This window comes from Propylenella binzhouense (genome assembly GCF_009866965.1).
Classification (GTDB): Bacteria; Pseudomonadota; Alphaproteobacteria; order Rhizobiales; family Afifellaceae; genus Propylenella; species Propylenella binzhouense.
In genome coordinates, this window is the sequence record NZ_SPKJ01000003.1 from 19012 (window position 1) to 43715 (window position 24704).

20 protein-coding genes and 1 pseudogene are annotated in these 24704 nt (G+C 62.3%); 17 read left to right on the forward strand and 4 right to left on the reverse strand.

Annotated elements, in window-relative coordinates:
• Positions 1 to 50 precede the first annotated feature (50 nt).
• The 12 genes from E4O86_RS01550 to E4O86_RS01605 all read left to right on the forward strand — a co-directional run bounded on the left by E4O86_RS01550 (position 51) and on the right by E4O86_RS01605 (position 13251).
• Positions 51 to 905 (forward strand): ABC transporter ATP-binding protein, encoded by an 855-nt coding sequence (locus E4O86_RS01550; RefSeq protein ID WP_161138758.1) that lies wholly within the window; start codon positions 51 to 53, stop codon positions 903 to 905.
• On the forward strand, positions 902 to 1675 hold the full coding sequence (locus tag E4O86_RS01555; RefSeq protein WP_161138759.1) for an ATP-binding cassette domain-containing protein: 774 nt from the start codon (positions 902 to 904) through the stop codon (positions 1673 to 1675). The genes E4O86_RS01550 and E4O86_RS01555 overlap by 4 nt, the downstream gene beginning before the upstream one ends.
• The gene (locus E4O86_RS01560; protein ID WP_161138760.1) at positions 1672 to 3546 is read left to right on the forward strand and encodes an AMP-dependent synthetase/ligase; all 1875 of its coding nucleotides are present in this window, start codon (positions 1672 to 1674) and stop codon (positions 3544 to 3546) included. The genes E4O86_RS01555 and E4O86_RS01560 overlap by 4 nt, the downstream gene beginning before the upstream one ends.
• Positions 3543 to 4415, forward strand: coding sequence for a branched-chain amino acid ABC transporter permease (locus tag E4O86_RS01565; RefSeq protein ID WP_161138761.1), 873 nt, complete (start codon positions 3543 to 3545; stop codon positions 4413 to 4415). Before E4O86_RS01560 ends, E4O86_RS01565 begins: the two co-directional genes overlap by 4 nt.
• Positions 4415 to 5470, forward strand: coding sequence for a branched-chain amino acid ABC transporter permease (locus tag E4O86_RS01570; protein ID WP_161138762.1), 1056 nt, complete (start codon positions 4415 to 4417; stop codon positions 5468 to 5470). The genes E4O86_RS01565 and E4O86_RS01570 overlap by 1 nt, the downstream gene beginning before the upstream one ends.
• 81 nt (positions 5471 to 5551) lie before the next feature.
• Positions 5552 to 6670, forward strand: a complete 1119-nt coding sequence (locus E4O86_RS01575) for an ABC transporter substrate-binding protein (RefSeq protein WP_161138763.1) — start codon at positions 5552 to 5554, stop codon at positions 6668 to 6670.
• Between the two features lie 31 nt (positions 6671 to 6701).
• Entirely contained in the window at positions 6702 to 7856 is a 1155-nt protein-coding gene (locus E4O86_RS01580) for an ABC transporter substrate-binding protein (RefSeq protein WP_161138764.1), read from the forward strand.
• A gap of 205 nt (positions 7857 to 8061) precedes the next feature.
• A complete protein-coding gene (locus E4O86_RS01585) occupies positions 8062 to 9252 on the forward strand; it encodes a cytochrome P450 (RefSeq protein ID WP_161138765.1) in 1191 nt (396 codons plus the stop codon).
• 70 nt (positions 9253 to 9322) lie between these two features.
• The gene (locus E4O86_RS01590; protein ID WP_161138766.1) at positions 9323 to 10282 is read left to right on the forward strand and encodes a PDR/VanB family oxidoreductase; all 960 of its coding nucleotides are present in this window, start codon (positions 9323 to 9325) and stop codon (positions 10280 to 10282) included.
• A gap of 47 nt (positions 10283 to 10329) precedes the next feature.
• The gene (locus E4O86_RS01595; protein WP_161138767.1) at positions 10330 to 11334 is read left to right on the forward strand and encodes an MBL fold metallo-hydrolase; all 1005 of its coding nucleotides are present in this window, start codon (positions 10330 to 10332) and stop codon (positions 11332 to 11334) included.
• 65 nt (positions 11335 to 11399) lie between these two features.
• Positions 11400 to 12275: a PaaX family transcriptional regulator gene (locus tag E4O86_RS01600; RefSeq protein ID WP_161138768.1), complete on the forward strand. Its 876-nt coding sequence runs from the start codon at positions 11400 to 11402 to the stop codon at positions 12273 to 12275.
• 283 nt (positions 12276 to 12558) lie between these two features.
• A complete protein-coding gene (locus tag E4O86_RS01605) occupies positions 12559 to 13251 on the forward strand; it encodes a GntR family transcriptional regulator (protein WP_161138769.1) in 693 nt (230 codons plus the stop codon).
• Between the two features lie 7 nt (positions 13252 to 13258).
• Here the strand turns inward: E4O86_RS01605 and E4O86_RS01610 are convergent, their stop codons facing one another.
• Entirely contained in the window at positions 13259 to 14194 is a 936-nt protein-coding gene (locus tag E4O86_RS01610; protein ID WP_161138770.1) for an MBL fold metallo-hydrolase, read from the reverse strand.
• Between the two features lie 250 nt (positions 14195 to 14444).
• On the opposite strand from E4O86_RS01610, the gene E4O86_RS01615 reads away from it, so the two are divergent.
• The 5 genes and pseudogenes from E4O86_RS01615 (at position 14445) to E4O86_RS01635 (ending at position 21048) form a co-directional block, all read left to right on the forward strand.
• Complete coding sequence (locus tag E4O86_RS01615; RefSeq protein WP_161138771.1) at positions 14445 to 15620, forward strand: FAS1-like dehydratase domain-containing protein; 1176 nt, start codon at positions 14445 to 14447, stop codon at positions 15618 to 15620.
• Complete coding sequence (locus E4O86_RS01620) at positions 15617 to 16840, forward strand: CaiB/BaiF CoA transferase family protein (protein ID WP_161138772.1); 1224 nt, start codon at positions 15617 to 15619, stop codon at positions 16838 to 16840. Before E4O86_RS01615 ends, E4O86_RS01620 begins: the two co-directional genes overlap by 4 nt.
• 343 nt (positions 16841 to 17183) lie before the next feature.
• Positions 17184 to 17405: pseudogene (locus E4O86_RS01625) on the forward strand (C4-dicarboxylate ABC transporter); the annotation flags it as partial.
• Positions 17406 to 17484: 79 nt separating this feature from the next.
• Entirely contained in the window at positions 17485 to 19614 is a 2130-nt protein-coding gene (locus tag E4O86_RS01630; protein WP_161138773.1) for an acetate--CoA ligase family protein, read from the forward strand.
• 15 nt (positions 19615 to 19629) lie between these two features.
• The gene (locus E4O86_RS01635) at positions 19630 to 21048 is read left to right on the forward strand and encodes an MmgE/PrpD family protein (RefSeq protein ID WP_161138774.1); all 1419 of its coding nucleotides are present in this window, start codon (positions 19630 to 19632) and stop codon (positions 21046 to 21048) included.
• Here the strand turns inward: E4O86_RS01635 and E4O86_RS01640 are convergent.
• From E4O86_RS01640 to E4O86_RS01650, 3 genes are read right to left on the reverse strand one after another with little or no spacing between them, the layout of a single operon-like run.
• Positions 21021 to 21917, reverse strand: a complete 897-nt coding sequence (locus E4O86_RS01640; RefSeq protein ID WP_161138775.1) for a hydroxymethylglutaryl-CoA lyase — start codon at positions 21915 to 21917, stop codon at positions 21021 to 21023. The two genes, E4O86_RS01635 and E4O86_RS01640, sit on opposite strands and share 28 nt — an antisense overlap.
• Complete coding sequence (locus tag E4O86_RS01645; protein ID WP_161138776.1) at positions 21914 to 23911, reverse strand: acetyl/propionyl/methylcrotonyl-CoA carboxylase subunit alpha; 1998 nt, start codon at positions 23909 to 23911, stop codon at positions 21914 to 21916. The genes E4O86_RS01640 and E4O86_RS01645 overlap by 4 nt, the downstream gene beginning before the upstream one ends.
• The gene (locus E4O86_RS01650; RefSeq protein WP_161138777.1) at positions 23911 to 24702 is read right to left on the reverse strand and encodes an enoyl-CoA hydratase-related protein; all 792 of its coding nucleotides are present in this window, start codon (positions 24700 to 24702) and stop codon (positions 23911 to 23913) included. Before E4O86_RS01650 ends, E4O86_RS01645 begins: the two co-directional genes overlap by 1 nt.
• Between the last annotated feature and the right edge of the window lie 2 nt (positions 24703 to 24704).

Consider the following 24704-nt stretch of genomic DNA (forward strand, 5'->3'; position numbering starts at 1 on the left):
ATCCAGTCGGCGGCATGTCGGTGCGGGCTGTGTTCCGGCGAGGCTGCCTCATGCTGAAGTCTGGTCCCTCGTCGGGAGAGCTTGGAGGCAGCGCACCTGTCGCGGCGGCGCGGGCGGGCCTGGAGGTGGCCAACGCGCAGATATTCTACGACAGCCATGTCGAGGCGGTCCGCGACATCTCTTTCGCCGTTCCGCCCGGCCAGATCGTATGTCTTCTGGGTTCGAACGGGGCTGGAAAGTCCACGACGCTCAAAGCCATCTCGGGCATCCTGTTCCCGGAGAAGGGCATGCTGGTGAGCGGCTCGATCACCTATGACGGCCGCCGCATCGACCGGGTGGAAGCGGACGAAGTCGTTCGGGGCGGTGTGGTTCTGGTGCCGGAAGGCAGGCGTCTTTTCATCAACCTCACTGTCGAGGAGAACCTGCTTGTCGGGGGCATATCCCGCAGCGCGGCAGACCGGCGCGCTCAACTCGAGCGCGTATACGATCAGTTTCCCGAACTGCCAGAGCACCGGCACCGCATTTCCGGTTACCTGTCCGGCGGTCAGCAACAGATGGTCGCCATCGGCAGGGCTCTGATGTCGAATCCCACCCTCCTCATGCTCGACGAGCCCTCCCTTGGCCTCGCGCCGAAGATCGTGGACTCGATTTTCGAGGCGATCGTGCAGCTTCGCAGCAACGACATGAGCGTCCTGCTTGTCGAGCAGAATGCTCATCTGGCTTTGAGCGTCGCCGACTTCGGCTACGTGATGGAGCGCGGGCGCATCGTCTTCGACGGCTCTGCCAATGACCTGATGGAGAGCCCTGAAATACAGGAGTTCTACCTGGGAATGAACGCCTCGAAGCAGCGGAAGTCGCTTCGCCACGTCAAGCATTATAAACGCCGCAAGAGGTGGCTGTCGTGACCGCTTCTCTGCTCCGTGTGGCGGGCCTGACGAAACGGTTCGGCGGACTCGTCGCAGTCGATCAGGCCTCCTTCGACGTCGCCCCTGGCGAAATCGTCAGCGTCATCGGACCGAACGGCGCAGGCAAGACCACGCTCTTCAACCTGATCTGCCGTCTCTATTCGGCGGATGCCGGGTCTGTTGATTTCGACGGGAAGAACTTGCTCGCATATCGCGCGGATCAACTGGCAGGAATCGGTATCAGCCGGACGTTCCAGAACCTGGCGTTGTTCGAACACGGCACGGTGGTCGAGAACATGCTCGTCGGCATGCACTCCCGGCTGAAGTCCGGCGTTCTCGCCGGGGCTTTCTATTGGGGCCCCTGTCAAAACGAAGAGATCGAGGCCCGCAAGGAAGTGGAGCGCATCATCGAGTTTCTCGAGATCGAGGAAATCCGCTCGCAGCCCGTCTCGATGCTTTCCTATGGATTGCGCAAGCGCGTCGAACTCGGTCGGGCATTGGGGACGCAACCCCGCTTGCTCATGCTCGATGAAATGGTCTCCGGAATGAACCAGGAGGAGACCGAGGACATCGCCCGCTTCATCCTCGACCTGCGCGATGAATTCGGCATCGCCGTCCTGATGATCGAACATGACATGAACGTCGTCATGGACATCTCGGACAAGGTCTACGTGTTGAACTTCGGCGTTCCGATCGCGTCGGGCACGCCGGCCGAAGTCTCCTCCAACCCTGCGGTTATCGACGCCTATCTTGGAAAGTCGGCAGCATGAACGCTGAACTCTACAAAACGGCGGTCGAGACGTCGTTCCCGGCGCGCCTGGCCCATTGGGCGCAGACCACGCCGGATCATGTGGCGTTCCGGGAGAAGGACCAGGGTATCTGGAAGCCAACGACGTGGCGCGAATACGAGCGGCGGGTGCAGCGTTTCGCCAGGGGCCTGCAGGCGCTCGGACTGAAGAAGGGCGACCGCGTCGCCATTGCGAGCGAGGACACGCCGGAATGGCTTATCAGCGACCTCGCGACAGAGACGATAGGAGGCGTCGTCGTCGGCATATATCCGACCAATCCTTCCTATGAACTCGGCTACATCGTACGGCATTCGGAATGCCGTCTCATAGTGTGTGGCGACCAGGAACAGGTCGACAAGGTCCTCGATCTGCCCGCCGGCCCGGATGGCGTCCCGACAATCGAACATATCGTCTGTGTCGATATGAAGGGGATGCGCCAGGCGACGGACCCGCGCATCATTTCCTTCGATGCCGTCTGCGAGATGGCGGACGCGGTCCCCGAGGACCAACTGCGCGAGTGGTGGCGCAACTGCCTGGCTGAGATCTCGCCCGGCGATGTGAACGTCATTGTCTACACATCGGGGACCACCGGCCCTCCCAAAGGAGCGCAGGGAACGCATCGCGGCGCGCTCTACACGGCCCACGTCGCCGTCGAGAAGCTCGGCCTCAACCAGAGCAACTACACCGTGCTCTGCTACTTGCCGCTTTGCCACCTGGCGGAGCGGATATTCTCCATCGCCATGCATCTGAGAACCGGCGGAGTCGTGAACTTTGCCGAATCGATCGACACCGTCCATATCGACCTCCGCGAGATCGCACCCACGGTCTTCCTCGGCGTGCCGAGAATCTGGGAGAAGATGCAGCAATCGGTGCTGGTCAAGTCGCAGCTCTCACCGCCCCTGGTGCGGTGGTGCTTCGACCGCATATTCGCTCGCGCCTATGCCCGGCTCGAAAAGCGCTATGCGCGGCCGCAACCATCCGGCGCGCCGGGCAAGATGGGAGCCTTCGAAGCGCTCGAGTATTTCGTGATGTGGCTGACAATGTTCAGGCCGATCGCCCGCTATCTCGGTATCAGCCACACCCGGGTCAGAATGTGCGGCGCCGCTCCGGTGTCTCCCGAGACGCTCAAGTTCTTCCAGATCCTCGGCCTGCCGGTCCGGCAGGTCTACGGGCTGACCGAAAGCGGCGGACTGACATTCATGCAGGATGACAGCGCCTGCATGAACGGATGCGTCGGCATTCCGCTGCCGGGCTTTTCGTTCAAGCTTGCCGATGACGGGGAAGTATTGATCAAGGGGCCGTCGGTGTTCGCCGGATACCTGAAAGACCCGGAAGCAACCGCGCGGACCTTCGATCCCGAACAATGGCTGAGAAGCGGCGATATCGCTGAATTCGCCACCGAAAAGGAAATCCGCATCATCGACCGCAAGAAGGAAATCATCATTACAAGCGGCGGCAAGAACATCGCTCCGTCGGAGATCGAGAACGCACTGCGCGAGTCAATCTATATCAAGGAAGCGATCATCGTCGGCGATGGCCGGAAGTTCCTGTCGGCACTGATCGTTCTCGACATCGATACGGTCGGACACTGGGCGCAGCAGAACCAGATCCCGTACACCACCTACAGGTCGCTGGCCGTCCATCCAGAAGTGCGCAAGCTGATCACCAAGGACGTCGATCGCGCAAACAAGCGTTTCGCGCGCGTCGAGAATATCCGCAAGTTCGAAATTCTGCAGAAGGAGCTCGATCACGACGATGGTGAACTGACGGCCACTCAGAAGGTCAAGCGAACCATCATCGAGAAGAAGTTCGCCGAAGAAATCGCGCGCATATACGACGAGGTTTCGGCATGAGCTACTTTTGGACTTTGCTGATCTACGGCGTATTAGTCGGGGCGCTGTACGGCCTGGTGGCTATCGCCTTCGCCCTGATCTACAAGGTCAGTCGGGTCATCAATTTCGCCCAAGGCGAGATGATGATGCTCGTGGCCTATATTGCCTATTCGATTGCGCTGGTCACCGACGGCAATTTGTACATTCAGATCGCGACGATCATCGCCGCGTCGGTCGTGATCGGGGCTATCATTGAGAGGGTGATCGTCAGGCCGATGCTCGGCCGGTCGACCTTCTCGATCGTGATGCTCACCATCGCGCTCGCCGTTTTCGTGCGCGCCTTCGTCGGCTTGTTCTGGGACACGGACTCGCATCGCTACCCGATCGCGGTCGGCGGAGAGATGGTGTCGATCTTCGGCGTCACCTTCCTGGTCTCGCAACTCGTGCTGCTGGCGATCTTCTTTGCGACCTGCATCGGGCTGTGGGCATTCCTCAAATACACGATTGCCGGCATCGCCATGCGCGCCACCGCCTCCGATCCCGCGGTCACGATGCTGATGGGCATCTCGGTCAAGCGCCTCTACTCCATTGCCTGGGTGATCTCTGCGGTCATCTCCGGCATGGCCGGCGTTCTCTATGCGAACATCTATCACGTCGGTCCGAGCATCGGATCGATCGGGACGAGGGCCTTTCCCGCAGCCATCCTCGGCGGGCTGGACTCCGTGCTCGGGGCAGGAATCGGCGGCATCATCATCGGGGTCGTGGAGAACCTGGCCGGGGGTTACATCGGCTCGGGCTACAAGGAGATCGCCGGCTTTGTCGTCGTGCTGATCGTCCTCATGTTCCGTCCCTACGGTCTGTTCGGCGAACGTCAAATCGAGCGCGTGTGATGCGTACCAGAACCTTCAAGCAAACCTATGGCGAACTGACGCGTCTGCTGCCCTATTCCAGCAGCTGGACCTGGTATGTCGCGCTGTTGGCCGCACTGATTGCGCTACCCCTGGTCGGACCGACCTATGTCAGCACCTTCGTGCTGCTGATACTCTCGGCGGCCGTCGGCGCGATCGGGCTCAACATCGTGACCGGCAGCGCCGGGCTGATCTCGCTCGGCCATGCCGGCTTCCTCGCGATCGGCGCCTATACAACGGCAATTCTCACGACCGACTACGGGTTCGACCTGATCCCCACTCTCGTCATCGCGGGCCTGGTCTCCGCAGCGTCGAGCCTCTTGGTGGGGATCCCGTCGCTGCGCCTGAAAGGGCTCTATCTGGCGATTACCACGCTGGCGTTCTCGATCATCGTCACGCAGCTGATCGTTGAGGCCGAATGGCTGACCGGCGGCTCGATCGGCAAGGCCGTCACGCGAACCACCGTGTTCGGCTATCCAGTGCGGTCCACGATCTCCATCTACTATATCGCGCTCGGCGTGCTCGTGCTGACGATATTCGGTGCGCTCAACCTGCTGCGCAGCCGGGTCGGCCGAGCGTGGATGGCGATACGCGACTATGACACGGCTGCGCGGATGATGGGCATCAACCTGGTGCAGTACAAGCTTTTCGCATTCGCAGTCAGCGCGTTCCTGACCGGTGTCGCCGGAGGTCTTTCCGCGCTCTACGTCCGCTATATCAACATCGACGGATTTACACTCATCGTCAGCGTGGAAGCTGTGGCGATGATCCTGGTTGGCGGGCTCGGAAGCGTCAGGGGCGCGATCCTCGGCGCCATCATTATAACGATTCTTCCGGATGTCAGCCGCTGGCTGATGAACACGATGTTCCGGTCGGTATTCGTACTGCCGGCCGCGAACTCGCAGGAGATCAAGGGCATAATATACGCCGTCATGATCATCCTGTTCTTGCGCTACGAGCCGGACGGTCTCGCGGCCCGATGGGCGGTGATCAAACGGTTCTGGTCCGAATGGCCTCTCGGCAAGGCAAGAGGCTAGCCAGAATAGCATGAAACAGAGGGAGGAAAGGTTATGAATAGAATTGCATGCAAAATTGCGCTAGGTGTTGCATGTACCCTGATGTGGGTTCTGCCGGCCGCGGCGGCTGATCCTGGCATCAAGGACGACGAGATCGTGGTCGGCGCCATCATGCCCTTCACCGGGCCGGCAGGCGCGCTCGGCTACGGCGCGTTCCTGGGCGAGCGCATAGCCATAGAGGAGGCGAATGCCGCAGGCGGCGTCAACGGCCGCAAGATCACGGTCATCGCCGAAGACGACGAGTACGTACCGGCCCGGACGGTGCAAGCCTTCAACAAACTGATGGAGGTCGATCAGATCTTCGCGCTGATCGCCGGTTCCGGCAGTTCGCACTGGCTGGCCATCATGCCAACCCTCGAGGCGGAGGGCATCCCGAACATCAATCCCCTGCTGGCCAGCATGAAGCCCTTCGAGGCCGGACCGACGACCCATTTCGGCATCGGCACCAGCTACCGTGACGGGGCCAATGAGGTCATGGAAATCATGGCCAAGCGCAATCCCAACCTCAAATGGGCCTCCATCGTCCAGGAGGATGAATCGGGGATCGATCGCGAGGTCGGTTTCAACGAGGCGGCGAAGAATCTCGGCCTCGAGGTCGTTGCACAGATGCGCGTAAACAGGACACAGACCGATTTTTCGGCCGAAGTCCTGCGTATGCAGCAGGCCGGCGCGACCGGCGTCTTTATCGGCGGCTTGCCGACGCTCGACGCGGGTGTCCTGAAGGAGATCCGCAAGCTCGACATGAAGGCCAAGGTCGCGACGCTGTGGCTCAGCCACAATGAGGCGTCGCTGAACCTTCTGCGCGAAGATGCGGGAGATCTCGTCCTCTACGATTTCGTCCCATCCATGACTGACCCGAAGCTCGACCATTTCCACGCTCTCGCCAAGGCGCATCTCTCGACAGAGGATCAGGGGCGGATCAACCGCTATTCGGTCACCGGCTATGCCACGATGAAGGCATTCATCGAGGCGATGAACCGTTGCGGACGTGATCTGAGCCGTGCCTGTGCGCTCGCGGAACTCAACAAACTGACAGACTTCGACACGGGTGTGATGGGCAAGATTACCTGGAGGCCCGATTCACATCTCGCCCCGGTCGCGGGCGCGCCTCTGGTAATCGACGCCAAGGCCGGGCGGTTCGTGCCGCTTGCCGCCGACTGATCGACGTCCATCTGTTCTGGAGAAATTTCCAATGAACATGACGAGAGCAATCGCAGTCATGGCCCTTTTGGGCGCCCTCGGCCTGCCGTCCGCGTCCCTTGCCGAATCCGGGGTCACCGATACCGAGGTCGTCCTCGGCGCCAGCCTGGCGTTCACTGGCGGGCCCGGCGCGCTCGCCTACGCCGGACTGCTCGGCGAGCGTATCGCCGTAGCGGAAGCCAATGCTGCCGGCGGGATTAGCGGACGGCAGATCCGCATCATCGCCGAGGACGATGGATATGTGCCGGCCCGGACCGTCCAGGCGGTCAACAAGCTGATCGAGCAGGATGACGTCTTCGCAATCACGGAGGCGTCGAGCAGTTCCAACTGGCTTGCCATCCTTCCCATGCTCGAGGAGCAGGGCATACCGTCGATCAATCCGCTCATGGCCAGTCTCGAGCCTATCAAGGCCGGACCAAGGACACATTTCTCGATTGGCATCGGTTATCGCGACGGCGCGCACGACCTCATGAAGGCCTTGCTAGCGAAGTATCTCGACAGGAAATGGGCGTCGATCACCCGGGAGGATGAAACGGGCATCGATCACGAGCGCGGCTTCCTGTCGGCGCTCAAAGAAGCCGGGCAAGCGCCGGTGCTCACCCAGCGTTTCCGCTCCGGCCAGACCGATTTCTCGGTGGAGGTGCTCAAGGCGAGGGAAGCGGGCGCGACAGCCCTGTTCGTGGGGGTGCTTCCGTCCGACGTGGCGACGATGATGTCGGAGGCAGACAAACTAGGCATGGATGCCATATTTGCGACACTCTGGATCAGCCACTTGAAGCCGATGCTGGATCTCGTCGGCGCCAATGGCGACCGGCTTCATTTGTATGATTACGTGCCGTCCCTGGAGGACGATTCGCTCGCGGACTTCCGGGCACTTGCCGCGAAGCATCTGTCGCAGGAAGACGTTGCGAAGATGAATCGGTACTCCATCACCGGTTACGCGACGATGAAGGTGTTCATCGAAGCGATGCGTCAATGCGGCAAGGACCTCACTCGCGCGTGCGCGATCGCGAAGCTGGAAGCGATGAAGGACTTCGAAACCGGCCTGACCCAGCCCGTTAGCTTCAGCCCGGACAATCACCTCGCGACCACCAAGGGCGCGCCGCTCGTCATCCGCGACGGCAAATTCGTTCCCTTGCCAAACTGAGAAGGCACCCTCCTTGGCTGCCCGCCGGCCACTTCCGGCGGACAGCCGCATTTTGTCTGCCCGGGACATGGCCTGAGAGGGTGCGGAAGTCGCGGAAGTCGCCCGACAAGCCGAGACCTGACACTACATGCTACATTGTTGTGGACAATGTTCTCATATTTGAGGTATGTATGGCGCAGATGCCTGACAAAAGGGAAGCGGCGCAATGAGCGACAACGCCACGGGGAGCCTGGACGGGTACGACATCTTTTCGGAAGGTTATCGGAACAGACCGGCCGACTATTGGGGCGACCTTGCGCAAAGCCGCTGCCCGATCTCCCGCACCGAGAAATGGGGCGGCTCGTGGATGCTGGTCCGGTATCAGGACGTCTATGACGTCATCCAGAACCCGGACACCTACTCTTCCCGCGCGGTAGAGGTAGCCGGAGAAATACCGGCGCCTGGTCGCGGCCTGATGATGCCGCCGATCACCTCTGCCGTACCTGAGCACGCCGACCACAGAGCGCTTATCGATCCCCTGCTGTCACCAGCCGCGGTGAAGGTGATGGAGCCCTTCATCCGGGAAACCGCAGCGCAACTCGCGGCCGATCTCGCTGCGAAGGGAGGCGGAGATGCCGCCGCTGAGTTCGCCAGACCGCTGGCCCTCTCGGTTCTAACCCGGATCATGGATCTGCCGCGGGACATGCAGGGCCAGTTTGTCGACTGGGCGACGCGCATCCTGCGTCTCGGCCCCACCGACCAGGCGCTACGGCGCGACACTCTTCTGGAGGTCATGGCGTTCCTCGAAGAGATGATCGCCGCCCGTCGCGGGCAGGGTGGCAGCGACGCCATCAGTGTGATGGCGGACGCCACGATCGACGGCGAGCCAATCGACCGAAAGCACATGCTGGGCACTCTTCTGGAACTTGTGATCGCGGGCGCGGACACCACCTGGAGCACGATAGGCGCGAGCCTGCTCCACCTGGCGTCCAGCCCCGAGGACCGTGCCAGGCTCGTTGCCGATCCCACCCTCATCAAATCGGCGGTGGAGGAATTCCTACGTGCCTTTGCGCCCGTGACGGTCGCGCGCATATCGACCACGGATGTGGAGGTTCATGGCCGGTGCATCCACGCAAATGACCGCGTGATCATGCCCCTGGCAGCAGCCAATCGCGATCCGGAGGTCTTCGAAGACCCCGACGTGGTCAAAATCGACAGGCGCCGCAATCGTCACATGGCCTTCGGCACTGGAACGCACAGATGCGCCGGTGCGCACCTGGCCCGGGCCGAACTCAATATTGCGATCGAAGAATGGCTGAAGGTGATTCCGGAATTCGAGCTTGTGGGGCCCGATGTCGAATGGGCGCAAGGGCAGGTCCGGGGACCCGAAAGCATCGTGTTCAAGGTGTCCGCATAGCATAGCCACATGATGCGGCCGACGAACGGAGTTGTTGGCCCAGTGGTCCGGTAACGTGGTTGACGATGACATGACAGATCAGATCAGCACTCGGTTACATGTCGTTGATGACATCGCGGACGGGGTACGGCTTTACGACTTCAGGCCGATGCCTGGCGCAACCTTGCCGGCATTTTCTCCGGGTTCGCATATCGATGTCGTTCTTGGGCCGGAACTCGTTCGCAGCTATTCGCTGTGCAACCTCGACGAGAGCGGGGGCCGTTATGTCATTGCCATTAGGAGGCAAGATGACGGCAAAGGCGGTTCGGTGACTGCTCACCGGACATTGCAGGTGGGGGACGAGGTCCGGATTCGTCCTCCGCGTAACAATTTCCAATTGATCGAGAATGCCGAGCACTCGGTGTTTATCGCCGGGGGAATCGGAATCACGCCGATCTTTGCGATGATACAACGGCTCGAGAAGCTGAAGCGATCGTGGGAGCTTCACTATTCTTCCCCAACGCGTCGACGGGCAGCCTTCCTGGCCGAGTTCGAAGCATTGGAGGAGAAGGAAGGGGGGCGCGTCCACTTCCATTCCGACGACGAACATGGCGGATCGATCATGGATCTGAGGCCCATCCTTGGCACGTATCGAGCCGGTTCGCATTATTACTGCTGTGGCCCGTCGGGCATGATCGAGACATTCGAGTCTCTGACCGGAGGCTTTCCTGCCGGCAGCGCGCACCTGGAGCGTTTTTCGAGCGATGTGCCGCTGTCGACCGCCGGCAGCTTCGAGGTGGAGTTCCGTCGCCTTGGAAAAAGTGTCCGGGTGCATGAAGGCGAGACGATCTTGCAGGCGGCCATCAACGCCGGTGCCGATGTGGCGTTCTCCTGCGAAGAGGGAGTATGCGGGTCCTGCGAAACGGCCGTGATCGAAGGCATTCCGGATCATCAGGACCTCGTGCTTTCGAAGCACGAACGGGAAGCAAACAGAAAAATGATGATCTGCTGCTCCCGTTCCAAGACGCCGAAGCTGGTATTGGACCTTTGAGCGGGATAAGGCGCTACAGGGCTGGCCGGGACCCTGGCGAAGTTGAGGTGCCTGCCAGCCTCGAACCAGTCGAAATCCTGCCTGGCGTCCTGTGGTTGCGGGTCGATCAGCCATTCGCGCTGGACCACGTCAATTGCTATCTCGTCGAGGATTACGGGGGATGGACTCTCGTCGACACGGGCATCGGCGGTGAGATCGGATCCCGGCAATGGGATGCATTGCTCAACGGACCGCTGCGTGGAACCAGGATCACCCGCATTCTGACGACCCACGCCCACCCTGACCATATTGGCGCCGCGGGCTGGCTCTCCAGGCGTTTCGACGCGGTCATCTACTCGAACGCCGACGAGCTCAACAGGCTACGCCACATGTTGAGATCGTTCGACCCGGCCGAGGCGAGCCGCAACGCCGCGTTCTATCGCATGCATGGACTGGCGGGCGAGGCAGCAGATGCCCTGTCCCTGCAGGACCACCGGTATGCCGCCTTCGTGGATGAATTGCCCGCAGACATCCGGCATTTGACCTCGTCCGAGGTCCTCGACATAGGCGGGCGCCAGTTCGCCGTCATCATCGGACGCGGGCATTCGCCATGCGGCATGCTCTATCGCTCGCTGGACGGGACAGTCTGCTTCAGCGGCGATCAGATTCTGAGCAGCATCACGCCGCTGATCGGCGTATGGGCTGAGAACGCCGACGAAAACCCGCTCGACGACTATCTATCCTTCCTCGCGTCGGTTCCGGTTCAGATTTCGGACGCGGCTCTGGTCCTGGGCGGACATCAGATGCCCTTCAAGGATGCCGCCGCGCGCGCCCTGTCGATCCGTCGGCATCACGAGGAAAGATGCGCAATCATAAGAAGCTTCTGCGGTGATGAAGGCAGAAGCGTCGGCGACATCATCCCGGTTCTCTTTCCCAAGGCGAAGGGCGAAATGTCTATCGGATTTGCCTTTGGCGAGGTCCTCGCGCATATGCACTACCTTGCCGCACGCGGGGAACTCGACACCGGGCGCGCAGGAGACTGGGCCATCCAATTCACGCGGACCAATCCCTGAGCCCAAGTGCCAATTCCATGCGCTGAGATAGAGCGGCGGCGCATTCGGCTCGGGGAAGGTTTTTGATGGCTGTCGCGGAAGAGATCCAGGAACAGAGCGACGAAGAAGGGGCCCCGGCCGCGTCTGCGACATCCGTCAGCGCGAAAGCACTGCTCTTCACGATTCTGGGCGAATATGTGTTTCCCGAACAGCGCCCGGTATGGACAGCAACGATCCTCAAGGCGCTGACCGCCCTCGGCGTATCCGAAAAAGCGGGGCGGCAGGCTATCAATCGCGCCAACGCGTCCGGCTGGATCGAGGGGCATCGCGAAGGTCGCCGCGTCGCCTGGCAGCTGACGGGGCGCATCCAGCAATCCATGCGCGAAGGATTGGAGCGCGTGAAGTCGATCGGGCAGGAACCTCAGCCCTGGGACGAGCGCTGGATGGTCTTGTATCTCAGCCTGCCCGAATCGCATCGCGGCGTGCGATCCAGGCTCTATAAGGCGCTGAGATGGGCGGGATTCGGAACGCCGACGCCCGGGCTGTGGATCAACCCTCATTCGCGGCGCCTGGACGAGACAAGGCGGATACTCGAACGATTTGGAGTCAGCGATCGCGCTTATGTTTTCTCCGCCCATTCGCTCGAGGCGGGCCAGGATCTGGAGACGATCGTGCGATCCGCTTGGGATCACGACGAGATCCTCGCCATCTATCACCGCCTGCTGGAGCGCTTCGGGAGAATAGATCCCGGCACCGACCGGGACATGTTCGCCGCTCATTTCGCCCTTGTCCATGAATGGCAGCAAATTCCATTCATCGATCCAGCGCTGCCGAAGGAGCTTCTTTTCGATGACCGGCGGGCTCAGCAGGCCGCCCGCCAGCTGGAAGCCCTGAAGGAAAGCAGCGGCAGGCAAGCGCGCCGATACTGGAGGAACCTGATGCTGACGGTCGATGCCCGGTAGAGGTGTCTCCGAGAAGCATATGCCCGTTGGCGGCGCCAGCCTCGATCGCTCGTCCGCGCTTCCTCCATCGTCCAAGCCCGTCGCGGTGCAGCACGCGATCCCCCCGTCAACCGTTGCGGAGGCGGCGATGCGCCAATTATTGTGAGGACTGTATGCGCATATCGGAGTGCCGTTTTCATGCAGTGTGCACCAACTAGCGCTGAACGCCTGCGAAGAGTCGGAGCAGCACATGCTTAAGGGCGCCCGAAGACCAGTAAAGGGACGCTCGCCGAAGGCGAGCAGCTTGGCAGCGCCCTCGGTCTATGACCAGCTCAAGGCCGAGATTCTGGACAGGCACTTGAAGCCTGGCGTCAAGCTAACCCATCAAGGGCTGGCCGAGATGCTGGGCGTGTCGCGCACGCCCGTGCGTGAGGCGCTGGAGAGATTGTTCCAGGAGGGATACGTCATCCGGATTCCCCGGCGCGGCTTCTTCGTCGCGGAAATCGGCGTGGATGAGGTGATACATCTCTATCAGACCCGCGAAGCACTTGAGGTCTACCAGATCGAGCGCCTTGTCGAGAAGGGATTGAGCAGGCGGGAATTCGCCGAACTGAAGGCTATCAACGCACGCTATGGCAATCTCATTGATGCCAATCTGACGTATGAGCGGCTTCGCGTCGATCGCGACTTCCATGTGCGCCTGGCGTCGCTGACCGGGAACGCCTACCTGGTCGCGTCGCTCGAGGCCATCTTCGAAAAGGTCATCCTCAAGCGCCGTCTGGAAGGCGTCTCCGATCCGACGGGAAGGGGGCCGTACGAGGATCATCTCAGGCTGCTCGACGCCCTGGAGAAGGGTGACGGGGCCGCCATCTCGATCTTGCGGGCCCATATTCGCGGCGCCTGCGACAGGCTCATCCTGCATCTGCAAAGCTTCGAGATTCCGGGCGGGCGCCGAGATTCCGGCCTGTCGCCGGGAAAGCGCGTCTCGACACGGTGACGAGACGTCAATTGAAGCGATAGATCCGCCGTCCGTCGGCCGCCGCCTCGCAGATCGCCTCTCCGAGAGTGACAAGGTGGTTGATATGGGCAAGGGTCTCGCCCAGCGCCAACCGCCCCTGTCCTTTGCCTCGCGCCGTCGGAAAGAGGAGGTTCGAGATCTCGAACGCCGTGGCCGGAACTCGCATCAACTCCAACGTCGCCGCGAGACGCCTCTGATGGTGCTCGACCATGGCATGGATTCGATGATGCAGCCCGTAAAACGGACTGCCATGCCCCGGAAGAACCAGCAGATCGTCGGGTAACGCCAGCAGATTCTGGAGCGACGCCAGGAAATCGCCCAACGGGTTTTCCTCCGGCGCCCAATGGAACACCGAAACAAGAGGCGTGATACTCGGCAGTACCTGGTCGCCGGCTATGATGATCCGCCGCGCCTCATTGTAGAAGCAGGCATGCTCGTCGGCATGGCCACGCGTCACGATCACCCGCCATTCCTCTCCGTCGAGAGTGATGCTCTGGCCGTCCCGAATGCGCCGGATCGCGCCCGGGAGGCGTCCCAGATAGCGCGCCACCCTCGTCCTCTCGGTCGCGAATGCTTCTTCCATTTCAGGGCCACAACCCGCGATGCGCAGGAATCGAGCGAGTTCAACCGGACGCTCGCCGTGATTGCCAAGGCGAAGACAGGCCGATTGCCATTCGACGAGGGTGGAGGTGAAGCCTGCCTGGAAGGTGTCGCACAAGAAGCCCGCTGCCCCGACATGGTCGGTGTGACCGTGCGTGGCAATGATCCGATGGACCGGAGCGTTGCCGATCACCTCCTCCGCGATGCGATTCCAGGATAGGCCGGTTTCGCTGTCGTTGATGCCGCAGTCGACGATGCTCCAGCCGCCGCTGTCGGCCATCAACCAGCAGTTCACGTGGCTGAGCGCGAAGGGTAGGGGCATCCGGACCCATCCGATCCCTGGCGCGACCTCCTGAACCTTGCCTGGCGAAGGTATTCCGGCGAATGCCGTTTGTATTCGATTTATACTTGCATTCATCTCGATCCACACAGGCCCGCCGAAGGGTCGCGATCGGCCGCCCGGTCAGTCTTTTCGTTCGTGAAGGATGCGGCATTGAAGCGGGGAGTGCAAGGCCTTGTGTTGTGCAGAATTGCATGCAATATTGCCTGAAACCACACATGCAGAGACCGATATGACCAATTTGCCCACGACGCTTCTCGACAGTTCCAAGCAGGCGCCCGGCTTGTCGGACGAGCAGGTTGAAGCAGCGAAGCGGCTGATTGGAGTCTGGATGCGCCGCGACGTGCATACGCCGGCCATCTACGAGCCGATCTCCCTGCACGACATCCGGCGCTGGGCGCATTACAGCGTGGGCGACGACAACCCTCTGTTCTCCAGCGCGGACTACGCGAAGCGAACGCGGTGGGGCACGAACGTCGCGCCGCCGACCTTCCTCTACTCGATCGATTCCGGCATCGTGGCGCCGGGGCTTCCGGGCGTGCAGTGGATTTTCGCCGGTGGAACCTGGGAGAACTACAAGCCCGTCAAGGTGAACGACACCATTTCGGCGCGGGCGCGCCTGGTCGACGTGAAGGAAAAATCCGGCCGCGCGGTGTCGCGTTTCGTCAGCCAGGTCGGCGAAGTCCTGTATACGAACCAGGCCGGCGAACTGGTGTCGAAGTACAATGGCGAGATCTTCAGGATTCCCCGGGCGCGGAGCGGGTCGGGCTTGCGCTATACGGCGGAAAAGAACTCGGCCGAGGTGCCGAGATATTCCGCCGAGCAGCTCGAGGAGATCGCGCACGCCTACCGCACGGAGTTCCGCCGCGGCAGCGACGTCCTGTATTTTGAGGATGTCACAGTCGGAGAGCGGCTCCCCGTTCTTTACAAGGGGCCGCTGACGCTGGTGGACATCGTCGGATTCTATGCCGGGCGCAGGACGGTCTACAGCGTGCTCAAGCTCGCCTTCGAAGAGCGCGACCGGCATCCGAACAACGTCTACTACCACCCCCAGACCAATGTTCCATGCCATCCGGCGGCGGGCCATTTCGACATCGACATAGCCCGCGAGGTGGGCATGCCGGGCGCCTATGACCAAGGCTGGCAACGGATGAACTGGGCGGGTCACCTGTTGACGAACTGGGCGGGCGACGCCGGGTTCGTCAGCCGCCTGGAGGGCCGCGTCACCAAGCCGAACCTTGTCGGCGACCTTACCAAGTTGACCGGCGAAGTCACCGGCCGCGAGATCGTCGGCGACGTTGCGGTGGTCAAGATCAAGTGGTGGGGAGAAAACCAAAAAGGGATTCAGAACTGCAGCGGAACAGCTGAAGTTCAGGTGCCCTCCCGCAATGTCAAGGTAACATCATGAGCTCTGCTGCATTCGGTCCTCTTGCCGGCCTCAAGGTTCTGGATTTCACCCATGGAGTCGCCGGCCCGTATTGCACGATGGTGCTGGCCGACCTCGGCTGCGAGGTCATCAAGATCGAAAAGCCCGACCGCGGCGATCCAACGCGCTACATGAACGTGTCCGACCGTTTCGACACGGAAATCCCGAAGGTGGGCGGCGACTATTTTCTCTCCATCAACCGGAACAAGAAAAGCGTCGGCATCGACATGAAATCGCCAGCGGGCGTCGAGCTCTGCAAGGAGCTTGCACAATGGGCGGATGTGGCGGTGCAGAATTTCAGGCCGGGCGTGATGAAGCGCCTCGGACTCGGCTTCGAACAGCTTTCCGAGATCAACCCCCGTTTGATCTATGCGAACATCTCCGCCTACAGCGATGGGCCCCTCAGCGACAAGCCCGGTATGGATGTGGCCGTGCAGGCACGATCGGGCGTCATGAAGATCACCGGGCAGACTGGTTCGACAGACCCGTTGCGGCCGGGCGTATCGCTCGCCGACTTCGGCGGCGGCATCTACCTTACCACTGCCGTTCTCGCGGCGCTCTACGAGCGTGAACGTTCCGGAAAGGGGCAGGAAGTATCGGTGTCGCTGCTGGATGCCACCATGAGCATGCTGGTGAACTATTCGGTTGCGGTCATGGATGGCGGGGCCGAGCTGGGGCCAATGGGGTCCGGGCATCCGCAACTCGTCCCCTACCAGGCTTTTCCGACGTCGGACGGTCATGTCGTCATCAGCGCCGGCACCAACAAGATCTACCGTGAATTGTGTGCGGCCCTCGGCCGGCCCGAACTGGGCGAGGATGAGCGGTTCGTCACCAATCAGTCCCGCGTGAAGAACCGCTCGACCCTGGTCCCGGAGATCTCCGCTGTCACCTCCAGGAAGTCCACAGCGGAATGGATCGAGATTTTCGAGCGAGGCGGCGTGCCGTGCGCGCCGGTCAACAGTCTTGCCAGTGCCTTTGCCGAGCTTGATCACGGCCCTGGCGGCATGGTGCAGGAAATGGTGCATCCGGGTGCCGGAAAGCTCCATCTGCTAGGTGTTCCGTTCCGTTTCAGCCGTTCGCCTGGAAAGCTCGTGTCCCCGCCTCCGATGCTGGCGGAGCATACGACCCACGTGCTGCAGACCGTTCTCGGGCGGAGCGAGGGCGCCATTGACGACCTGCGGCGGCAACGCGTCGTGGGCTAGGTTCCTCGGTGATCGGATCCCGCATGCCGGTCCCGAGAAGGCAAAGGCGCCCGGCCTGATCATCGCGGCACGATGCAGCAAGCCGGGGACGGCGCGCTCGCAGCAGCTCCCGGCGTGTGACCGGGGATATGTTCCGATCATGGGTCCGATCCCTGGGCCAGAATCCGCAATGCATGCGGCGAGCCGTTCGGCGGGTCGTTCGGCCGGCCCCGGGCCAGCCCTTTGAAGGCCGTTTGCGAGGGGGTTGCGGCCAGTCAATCTCTGATGAATTCGCTGATAAAAATACCTCATATGAGGTGTTGATGGTATTGATTTCGTCAAATATGGGTGCGATCGTAAAGCCTATCTGCGCTCCGTAGCCGCCCGCGTGCCCTGTCTCGATCGGATAACGGGCAAGCAGATCGCACCGGTAACGAGCGGCCAGATCTACTGGGGCGCCGTGCCGTTTGTCTGCATACAGCTGATCATGGTGATACTGACCCTCTCTTTTCCGCAGATGGTGATGCACTACAAAAGCGAGGCGGCGAACCCCGGCAGCATCGAGATGATGATTCCGGACCTGCCGGAGTTCGAAGTCGAGTTGAAGTGACAGGCGCCCAGGCAAGGCCATCGTAGCGAGCGGACAACCTCCAGGGGTATAGATCTTGACGAGTTCCAGCCCTGCAACGAACTGGTCCGCCGAAACACATGTGCTGGATCGCCTTTTTCGCGCCCGGTCGGTCGCCCTGGTAGGCGTCTCGTCAGATCCGGCGAAACTCACAGGCGCGCCGCTGCGAAACCTTTTGAAGACGGGCTATCAGGGCGCGATCTATCCCGTCAATCCGCGGTACGAACGTATCGGCGACCTGCGCTGCTTCGGAAGCATCGAGGATTTGCCGGAGGCGCCGGACGCGGCGCTCATCATGCTCGGGGCCAAGCAAGTTCCTCAAGCGATCGAGGATTGCGGGCGGAAGGGCACGCAGGCGGCGATCGTGCTGAGCTCCGGGTTCGAGGAAACGACAGAAGGTGCGGCTCTCGCGCGGCAACTCGCGACAGCGGCTGCCGCCAATCGCGTGGCCGTCATCGGCCCCAATTGCGAAGGCATCTGGTCAGTGCGCAACCGCATGGTGTTGACGTTCGGATCGGCTGCCAACCGGGAACAATTGCACCACGCGCCGCTCGCCGTAGTCTCGCAAAGCGGCGCTATCGCAGGGGCCATCAGCCGGCATGTGCAGGATTCCGGATTCGGCTGTTCATATGTCGCGAGCGTGGGAAACGAGACCTGCCTCGACGCGGTAGATGTCATCGAATGGCTGCTCCAGCAGGACGACGTCAAAGTCATCGCGCTCTTTCTCGAAGGGTTGAAGCGGGGGCACAGGCTGGTCGAGGTAGCGAACCAGGCCAGGCGCCGCGGCATCCAGATCGTCGCTTTGAAATCGGGCAACACGGCACTGGGCAGGATCGCCGCTGGCTCTCATACCGGCAAGATCGCCTCGGCCGAAGCGATCTATCGTGACGTGTTCAGGCAGTGCGGCATCATTCAGGTTGAAGGGATCAACGAACTCCTCGAAGCCTCGGAGATATTGACAAGCCTGCGTCGGCCTCGCCGCGCGTCAGGCGCGAGTCCCGGGGTGGCCGTTTTCAGCATTCCGGGTGGCACTCGCGCACTGACCGTCGATCTCTGCGAGAAACACAACGTGCCGCTGGCGACCTTCGATACCGCCACGGAGAAAGGCTTAGCGGACCTTCTCCCGAGCTTTTCGCGGGCCGCCAATCCGACCGACCTCACCGGCCAGGTGCTAAGCGACCCGGATCTGTTCAGGAATACGCTGGCCATGGTCGCAACTGATCCGAATTGCGAAGCTTTATTGGTGCAGTTCGCCAATCGGGGCCCGGCGGATTTTCGCGAGAATTTCGACCGTATGGCGGCCGTGGCCGAGGATCTTGAGATGCCTGTCGTGGCGTCCTTCCTGGGCGACCTGCTGCCGGCGCATGAACGGCGAGCCGCCATGGAAAAAGGCGTCCTGCCGGTGCGGGAACCGGCCGATGCTGTCCGTCAACTGGGGTGGCTTTACGAAACGGCGCGTAACGCCGAAGCAAGTCGTCCCACGCGTCCGAGAAAGGTCATGCCGGGGCTGCCGGGAGGACTGGGATCGCTATCCTGGCCAACCCTCGTCAACCTGCTTGAGGCAGCCGGAATTGAAGTTCCCCGAACCGCCCTGCTGACCGGCAGGGTCGAACCCCTAGCTCTTGCCGGCCTCGCCTTTCCCCTGGTCGTCAAGGTCTTGCCCGAGCACGCAGACCACAAGACCGAACTCGGCCTGGTGGAAGTCGGCCTGCATTCCTTCGAAGTGGTCGAAGAAGCGGCAAACCGGCTGCGCAAGGCGCTCGGAAACCCCGATGCTCCGCTCTTGATCCAAGAGATGGTGAGAGGTGTGGAAGTCGTGCTCTCGGCGATTGCCGATCCCGATTTTGGGCCGATGCTGGCGGTGGGAACCGGCGGCACCGGCGTCGAGCTCTGGGGCGACCTTGCCTATCTCCCGCTACCGACAGACGAGGCGGCGGTGACGAGTTGCCTGGAGCGGCTGAAGCTGGGCAGGCTTCTCAAGGGCTTCAGAGGCCGACCGCCGGCGGATGTCGAGGCTCTGGTGAGAGCCTCCGTCCGGCTCGGCGACTTGATGCTGTCGTTAGACGGTAAGGTCATGCAGATCGAGATCAATCCGCTTTTCGTACTGCCTGCGGGCAGCGGCGTGGTCGCCGCGGATATTCTGGTTCGCGACCGCCAACCGGACTGACAGAGGGGGAAGGCGATGGCAGAAGCCGTCATGAACGAATTTGCGACGTTCGCCGCATCAGCCGACAACCGCACGTTTCCTCCGCTTGCCCGCAGCCGTGCCGTGGACGCGATCATCGACTGCATCGGCTGCATGCTGGCCGGCGTGGATGAACCGTGCGCGAAAAACCTGCGCGACATCATGTCGTTCGGCCAGCGCGCCGCCACCTTGTCCTTTGTGCCCGGCGCTGGCTACACGGCGGCGCCGGAGGCGGCACTGTGCAACGGAACCGCCGCGCACGCCCTTGACTATGACGATACCAATCATCCGGCCTATGCGCATCCGAGCGCCGTGCTCGTTCCGGCATTGCTGGCGATTTCGCCTCTGGCAAATGCCAGCGGAGCTGACATCGTCTCGTCCTACATCGTCGGCTTCGACCTGATCGGAAAGCTCGGTCGTGTCTTGAACACGGGCCACTACGCCAAGGGCTGGCACAGCACGAACACTTTCGGCGCCGTCGCAGCCGCTCTCGCCTGTGCGCGCCTGCTTTCCCTGCCGGCCGAAAAGATCAGCATCGCCATGGGGATCGCGGCCTCTGGCGCAAGCGGCATTCGCGCGAATTTCGGCACTATGGTCAAACCCCTTCACGCCGGCCTGGCCGCGCAGACGGGCGTGCGCGCGGCGCTGCTGGCGCGCGCCGGCTATGATGCGGCGGAAGATGCATTCATGGGAAAGGCGGGCTATCTGACCGCCTTCCGGGGCGAAGAGGAAGCTCAGCCCGTCTTCCTATCCATGCCAGGCGAACCGCTCGAGATCCTGACCGATTACGGCCTGGCACTCAAACCCTATCCGAGTTGCGGCGCGACCCACCCCGGGATTGAAGCCGGGATCATGCTCAATCGGCAGCTTTTTCCGCACGGCTATGCACCCGGAGACATAAGGCGGATCCGGATCGGCGTTGCGCGCATGGCCCTGAACCCGCTCATCCATCACGTGACGAAAACGCCGTTGCAAGGCAAGTTCTGTCTCGAGTATTGCGTGGCCGCTGCCCTGGTGGACGGCAAGGTTGACCTGTCGACCTTCAGCCCAGAGAAGATCGCTGATCAGGAGATACAGGCTGTGGCCGGCAATACGACGATGGTCGTGGACGAGCGCGTCGCCGAAAGTCCTGAATTTTCCACGGTCGTTCTGGTGGAAACCAATGCCGGCCGCGTCGAGGAGATCCTGGTGCCGCTGGCGAAGGGAAAACCCGAGCGCTGGATGAGCCGAGCTGAGCGGCTGGAGAAATTCCGGGACTGCATCTCATATGCGCACAGAACCGTTCCTAACGATCTTTTCGAACGGTTCGAAACGATGGATTCGGATATTCCGGTTGAAGCGCTCATCTCGACTTTGCGCAATCATCCCGCGCCTCGGCCAAATACAGCTCACGACGAAAGACGTCTCGCCCTGTAGACATTCGAGTTTGCCGGCCGGCCGAGTTCGCCGGAGATGAAGGCAACCGCATCCAGCAATTTCGAAAGGTTCACGTCGGTCCGCATGCCCAGACCGTCGAGCATGTAGACGACGGCCTCTGTCGCGACGTTGCCGCTCGCGCCCTTGGCATAGGGGCAGCCTCCGAGCCCGCCTGCCGCTGCATCGATCGTCTGGACGCCGTCCTCGATGACGGCAAGCAGGTTGGCGAGCGCCTGGCCGTACGTGTCGTGGAAATGGGCGGCGATGCACTCGATGGGCACGACCCCTGACACCGCGCGCACAAGATCGCGCGCCTTCTTCGGTGTCCCTGTGCCGATAGTGTCGCCAAGCGAAATCTCGTAGCAGCCGAGTGCCGCCAGCGCCGCCGCGACCTTCACCACGTCCCCGGGAGGCACCTGGCCCTGAGATGGGCAGCCAAGCACGCAGGACACATATCCCCGCACCCTGATGCCGGCCGCATGCGCCCGTTCCGCGACCGGACGGAAGCGGTCTATCGATTCGGCGATAGAACAGTTGATGTTCTTTTGCGAGAAGGCTTCGGAGGCTGAGGTGAAGATCGCGATTTCGCGTGCTCCGGCCGCAAGCGCGGCATCAAGTCCCTTCTCGTTCGGCACGAGGACAGGGAAGTTGACACCATCGCGGATGCCGAGTGCCGTCAGCACGACGTCCGTGCCCGCCATCTGTGGCACCCATCTGGGCGATACGAAGCTGCCGACCTCGATCGTTTTCAGCCCGGCGGCGAGCAACTTCTCCACGAAGGCGATGCGCACCTGCGGCGAGACCAGAGCCGCTTCGTTCTGCAGTCCGTCGCGTGGCCCGACTTCGACGATCCTGATCGTCCCCGTCATGGGTCGATCCCGTCGGCCTCGAATTCCACGAGTTCCACGCCTTCCTGCACGAAGTCTCCGGCGCCGCAGCGCAACGCAATCAGCGTACCATCGGCGGGCGCATGCAATGTGTGCTCCATCTTCATCGCCTCCATGATCAGCAGCGGCTCTCCGCGCTTGAGCCTGTCGCCGGGGGCGGCCAGGATCTGGCGAACCGAGCCTGGCATGGGCGCGCGCAGATGCCCCGCATCTGCGATGACCGTGCTCTCGCCGGCGAAGGGATCAGCGAATCCCAGCCTGCGGCTGCCCCGTGCGGTGGAGATGTCAACTTCGCGACCGAGCCAGACCCCGGAGACCACCTCCTTGCCGTCCCCGTAAAAGACATCCAGCCGGCCATCGAGTCTCGGATTTACGCGGAACGGACGAGTTCCCGAAGCCGTCTCCAGACTCAGGCCCGCGCGCTCGTAGGTCAGCGTAACCTCGGCATCGTCGAAGCAGAGCTTGCGGCGGCGGCGGCCCACCATCATCCAGCCGTCCGAAGTATCCCAAGGCGACGTGGCGCTCCGATTTTCCGCGGCGAGCACGGCGGCCGCAGCCGCCGCCAGATCGCGGTCGTCGATCCGGGCTTCTCCATGGCCGAGAAGCCGTGGAAGCTCGCGCTCTATGAACCCGGTATCCATCTTGCCCGCGCGGACGTCCGGATGCGCGGCCAAGGCCTTGAGGAAGCTTACGTTGGTTTTGACGCCCGCGACCTGGAAGCCGGCGAGCGCAGCCTCCAGCCGGTCCAGCGCCTGAAGCCGGTCGGAGCCGCTGACGATAAGCTTCGCCAGCATCGGATCGTAATGCGGGGTGACCGTATCGCCCTCGCGAAAGCCGCTGTCGATCCGGATCCCGTTGCCGACCGGCGGCTGGCGCCACCGTTCGATCCTGCCGATCGAGGGAAGGAAGCCGCTCTGGGGGTCCTCGGCGTAGATGCGGACCTCGAATGCGTGACCGGACCGCGTGATCTCGTCTTGTCCCAGGGGCAATTCCTCGCCAAAGGCGACGCGCAGCTGCCACTCCACGAGATCGAGCCCGGTGATCGCCTCCGTCACCGGATGCTCCACCTGGAGGCGGGTGTTCATCTCGATGAAATAAAACCCGTCATCATTCGCGACGAACTCGACCGTCCCGGCACCCGTATAGCCGACAGCCGCGCCTGCGGCGCGCGCCGCCGAGCAGACGCGCTCGCGCTCCTGCTCCGACAGCGACGAGGACGGTGCTTCCTCCACCACCTTCTGATGTCGGCGTTGTAGTGTGCACTCCCGTTCGAACAGGGACACGATATTGCCGTGGGTGTCACCGAAGATCTGCACCTCGATGTGGCGCGGCCGCGCGATGAACTTCTCGATCAGAACATGGTCGTCGCCGAAGGCGGCCTTCGCCTCGCGCTTTGCGGCCGTGAGGGCCGCCGCGAAACCGGCCGCATCCTCTCCCAGGCGCATGCCCTTGCCCCCACCGCCGGCAGAGGCTTTGACGAGCACCGGAAAGCCGATGCGCTCCGCCTCCGCGGCGAGCTTGTCCGTGCCCTGTTCCGCGCCGTGATAGCCCGGTACGAGCGGCACGCCCGATCCTTCCATCAAGACCTTGGCTGCCGACTTGGAGGCCATGGCGCGGATCGCCTCCACGGGCGGTCCGACGAAAATGATGCCAGCCTCGTGGCAGGCTGCCGCAAAGCTCTCGTTCTCGGAGAGGAAACCGTAGCCCGGATGGATCGCCTCGGCCCCGGTGCGCTGTGCGACTTCGATGATCCGGTCGATCCTCAGATAGCTTTCAGCTGCCGACGCGGGGCCGATCAGCACAGCCTCGTCCGCCATTGATACGTGCTGCGAATCGGCGTCGGCCTCGGAGAAGATGGCCACGGTGTGCAAGCCCATGCGTCGCGCCGTACGAATGATGCGGCAGGCGATCTCGCCGCGGTTCGCAATCAGAAGCTTCGTGAACCGCCGTTCGAAGCGTTGCGGTTTGGCTGGCATCACTCTTCGCCCCCGCAATCCCAGGCGGCGCGGCGTCGCGAGAGGAAGGCATCCAGCCCCTCCTTCGCCTCTTCACGCGCGCGAACCGCGGAGATCCGTACCGCCGTCATCTCGATCATCGCGGCGTCGATCGGCCGATGGCCGATATCGCTCACGAGCCGCTTGGCCTCGCGACGGGCGGCCGGCGCTCCCTTCCCGAGCGCTTGGACGATCTCTGCGACGCGGCGTTCGAGCGCGTCGGGTTCGACGGCCTCATGAACGAGGCCGATCGCCTGTGCCGTATGTGCTCCAAAGATTTCGGCGGTCTGGAAATAGCGTCGTGCCTGTCTCGGACCGATCGCGGCCATGACGTAGGGTCCGATCGCCGATGGGATCAGGCCGAGCTTCACTTCGGACAACGCGAACTTCGCCGCGGTCGAGGCAATGGCGATGTCGCAGCACGCGACGAGACCGACACCGCCGCCGTAAGCGGGTCCCTGCACGGCCGCTATCGTGGGCTTTGGGAATTCGTCGAGCACCCGCATGAGCTCGGCCAGCTTGCGTGCGTCTTCCAGATTCTCGTCCTCGCTGGCAGCGGCAGCGCGCTTCATCCATCCGAGCTCTGCTCCGGCACTGAAGCTTGGCCCTTCGGCCGCCAGGATCAGAATCCGCGCGGCCGGTTCGGCCTCAAGCTCCCGCAGTGCGGCCGTAAGGTCCGCGATCAGCCTGTCGTCGAAAGCGTTGTGCCTGTGCGGACGGGTAAGCGTCACCCGAGCTACGCCCTTTTCGATGTCGATACGGAACTGGTTCATGG

Coding starts and splice junctions, on each gene's coding strand:
- E4O86_RS01580 (WP_161138764.1), top strand. CDS start 6,702: ATGAACATGACGAGAGCAATCGCAGTCATGGCCCTTTTGGGCGCCCTC.
- E4O86_RS01645 (WP_161138776.1), bottom strand. CDS start 23,911: ATGCCAGCCAAACCGCAACGCTTCGAACGGCGGTTCACGAAGCTTCTG.
- E4O86_RS01550 (WP_161138758.1), top strand. CDS start 51: ATGCTGAAGTCTGGTCCCTCGTCGGGAGAGCTTGGAGGCAGCGCACCT.
- E4O86_RS01620 (WP_161138772.1), top strand. CDS start 15,617: ATGAGCTCTGCTGCATTCGGTCCTCTTGCCGGCCTCAAGGTTCTGGAT.
- E4O86_RS01570 (WP_161138762.1), top strand. CDS start 4,415: ATGCGTACCAGAACCTTCAAGCAAACCTATGGCGAACTGACGCGTCTG.
- E4O86_RS01610 (WP_161138770.1), bottom strand. CDS start 14,194: ATGCCCCTACCCTTCGCGCTCAGCCACGTGAACTGCTGGTTGATGGCC.
- E4O86_RS01575 (WP_161138763.1), top strand. CDS start 5,552: ATGTGGGTTCTGCCGGCCGCGGCGGCTGATCCTGGCATCAAGGACGAC.
- E4O86_RS01635 (WP_161138774.1), top strand. CDS start 19,630: ATGGCAGAAGCCGTCATGAACGAATTTGCGACGTTCGCCGCATCAGCC.
- E4O86_RS01650 (WP_161138777.1), bottom strand. CDS start 24,702: ATGAACCAGTTCCGTATCGACATCGAAAAGGGCGTAGCTCGGGTGACG.
- E4O86_RS01590 (WP_161138766.1), top strand. CDS start 9,323: ATGACAGATCAGATCAGCACTCGGTTACATGTCGTTGATGACATCGCG.
- E4O86_RS01640 (WP_161138775.1), bottom strand. CDS start 21,917: ATGACGGGGACGATCAGGATCGTCGAAGTCGGGCCACGCGACGGACTG.
- E4O86_RS01600 (WP_161138768.1), top strand. CDS start 11,400: ATGGCTGTCGCGGAAGAGATCCAGGAACAGAGCGACGAAGAAGGGGCC.
- E4O86_RS01565 (WP_161138761.1), top strand. CDS start 3,543: ATGAGCTACTTTTGGACTTTGCTGATCTACGGCGTATTAGTCGGGGCG.
- E4O86_RS01585 (WP_161138765.1), top strand. CDS start 8,062: ATGAGCGACAACGCCACGGGGAGCCTGGACGGGTACGACATCTTTTCG.
- E4O86_RS01560 (WP_161138760.1), top strand. CDS start 1,672: ATGAACGCTGAACTCTACAAAACGGCGGTCGAGACGTCGTTCCCGGCG.
- E4O86_RS01615 (WP_161138771.1), top strand. CDS start 14,445: ATGACCAATTTGCCCACGACGCTTCTCGACAGTTCCAAGCAGGCGCCC.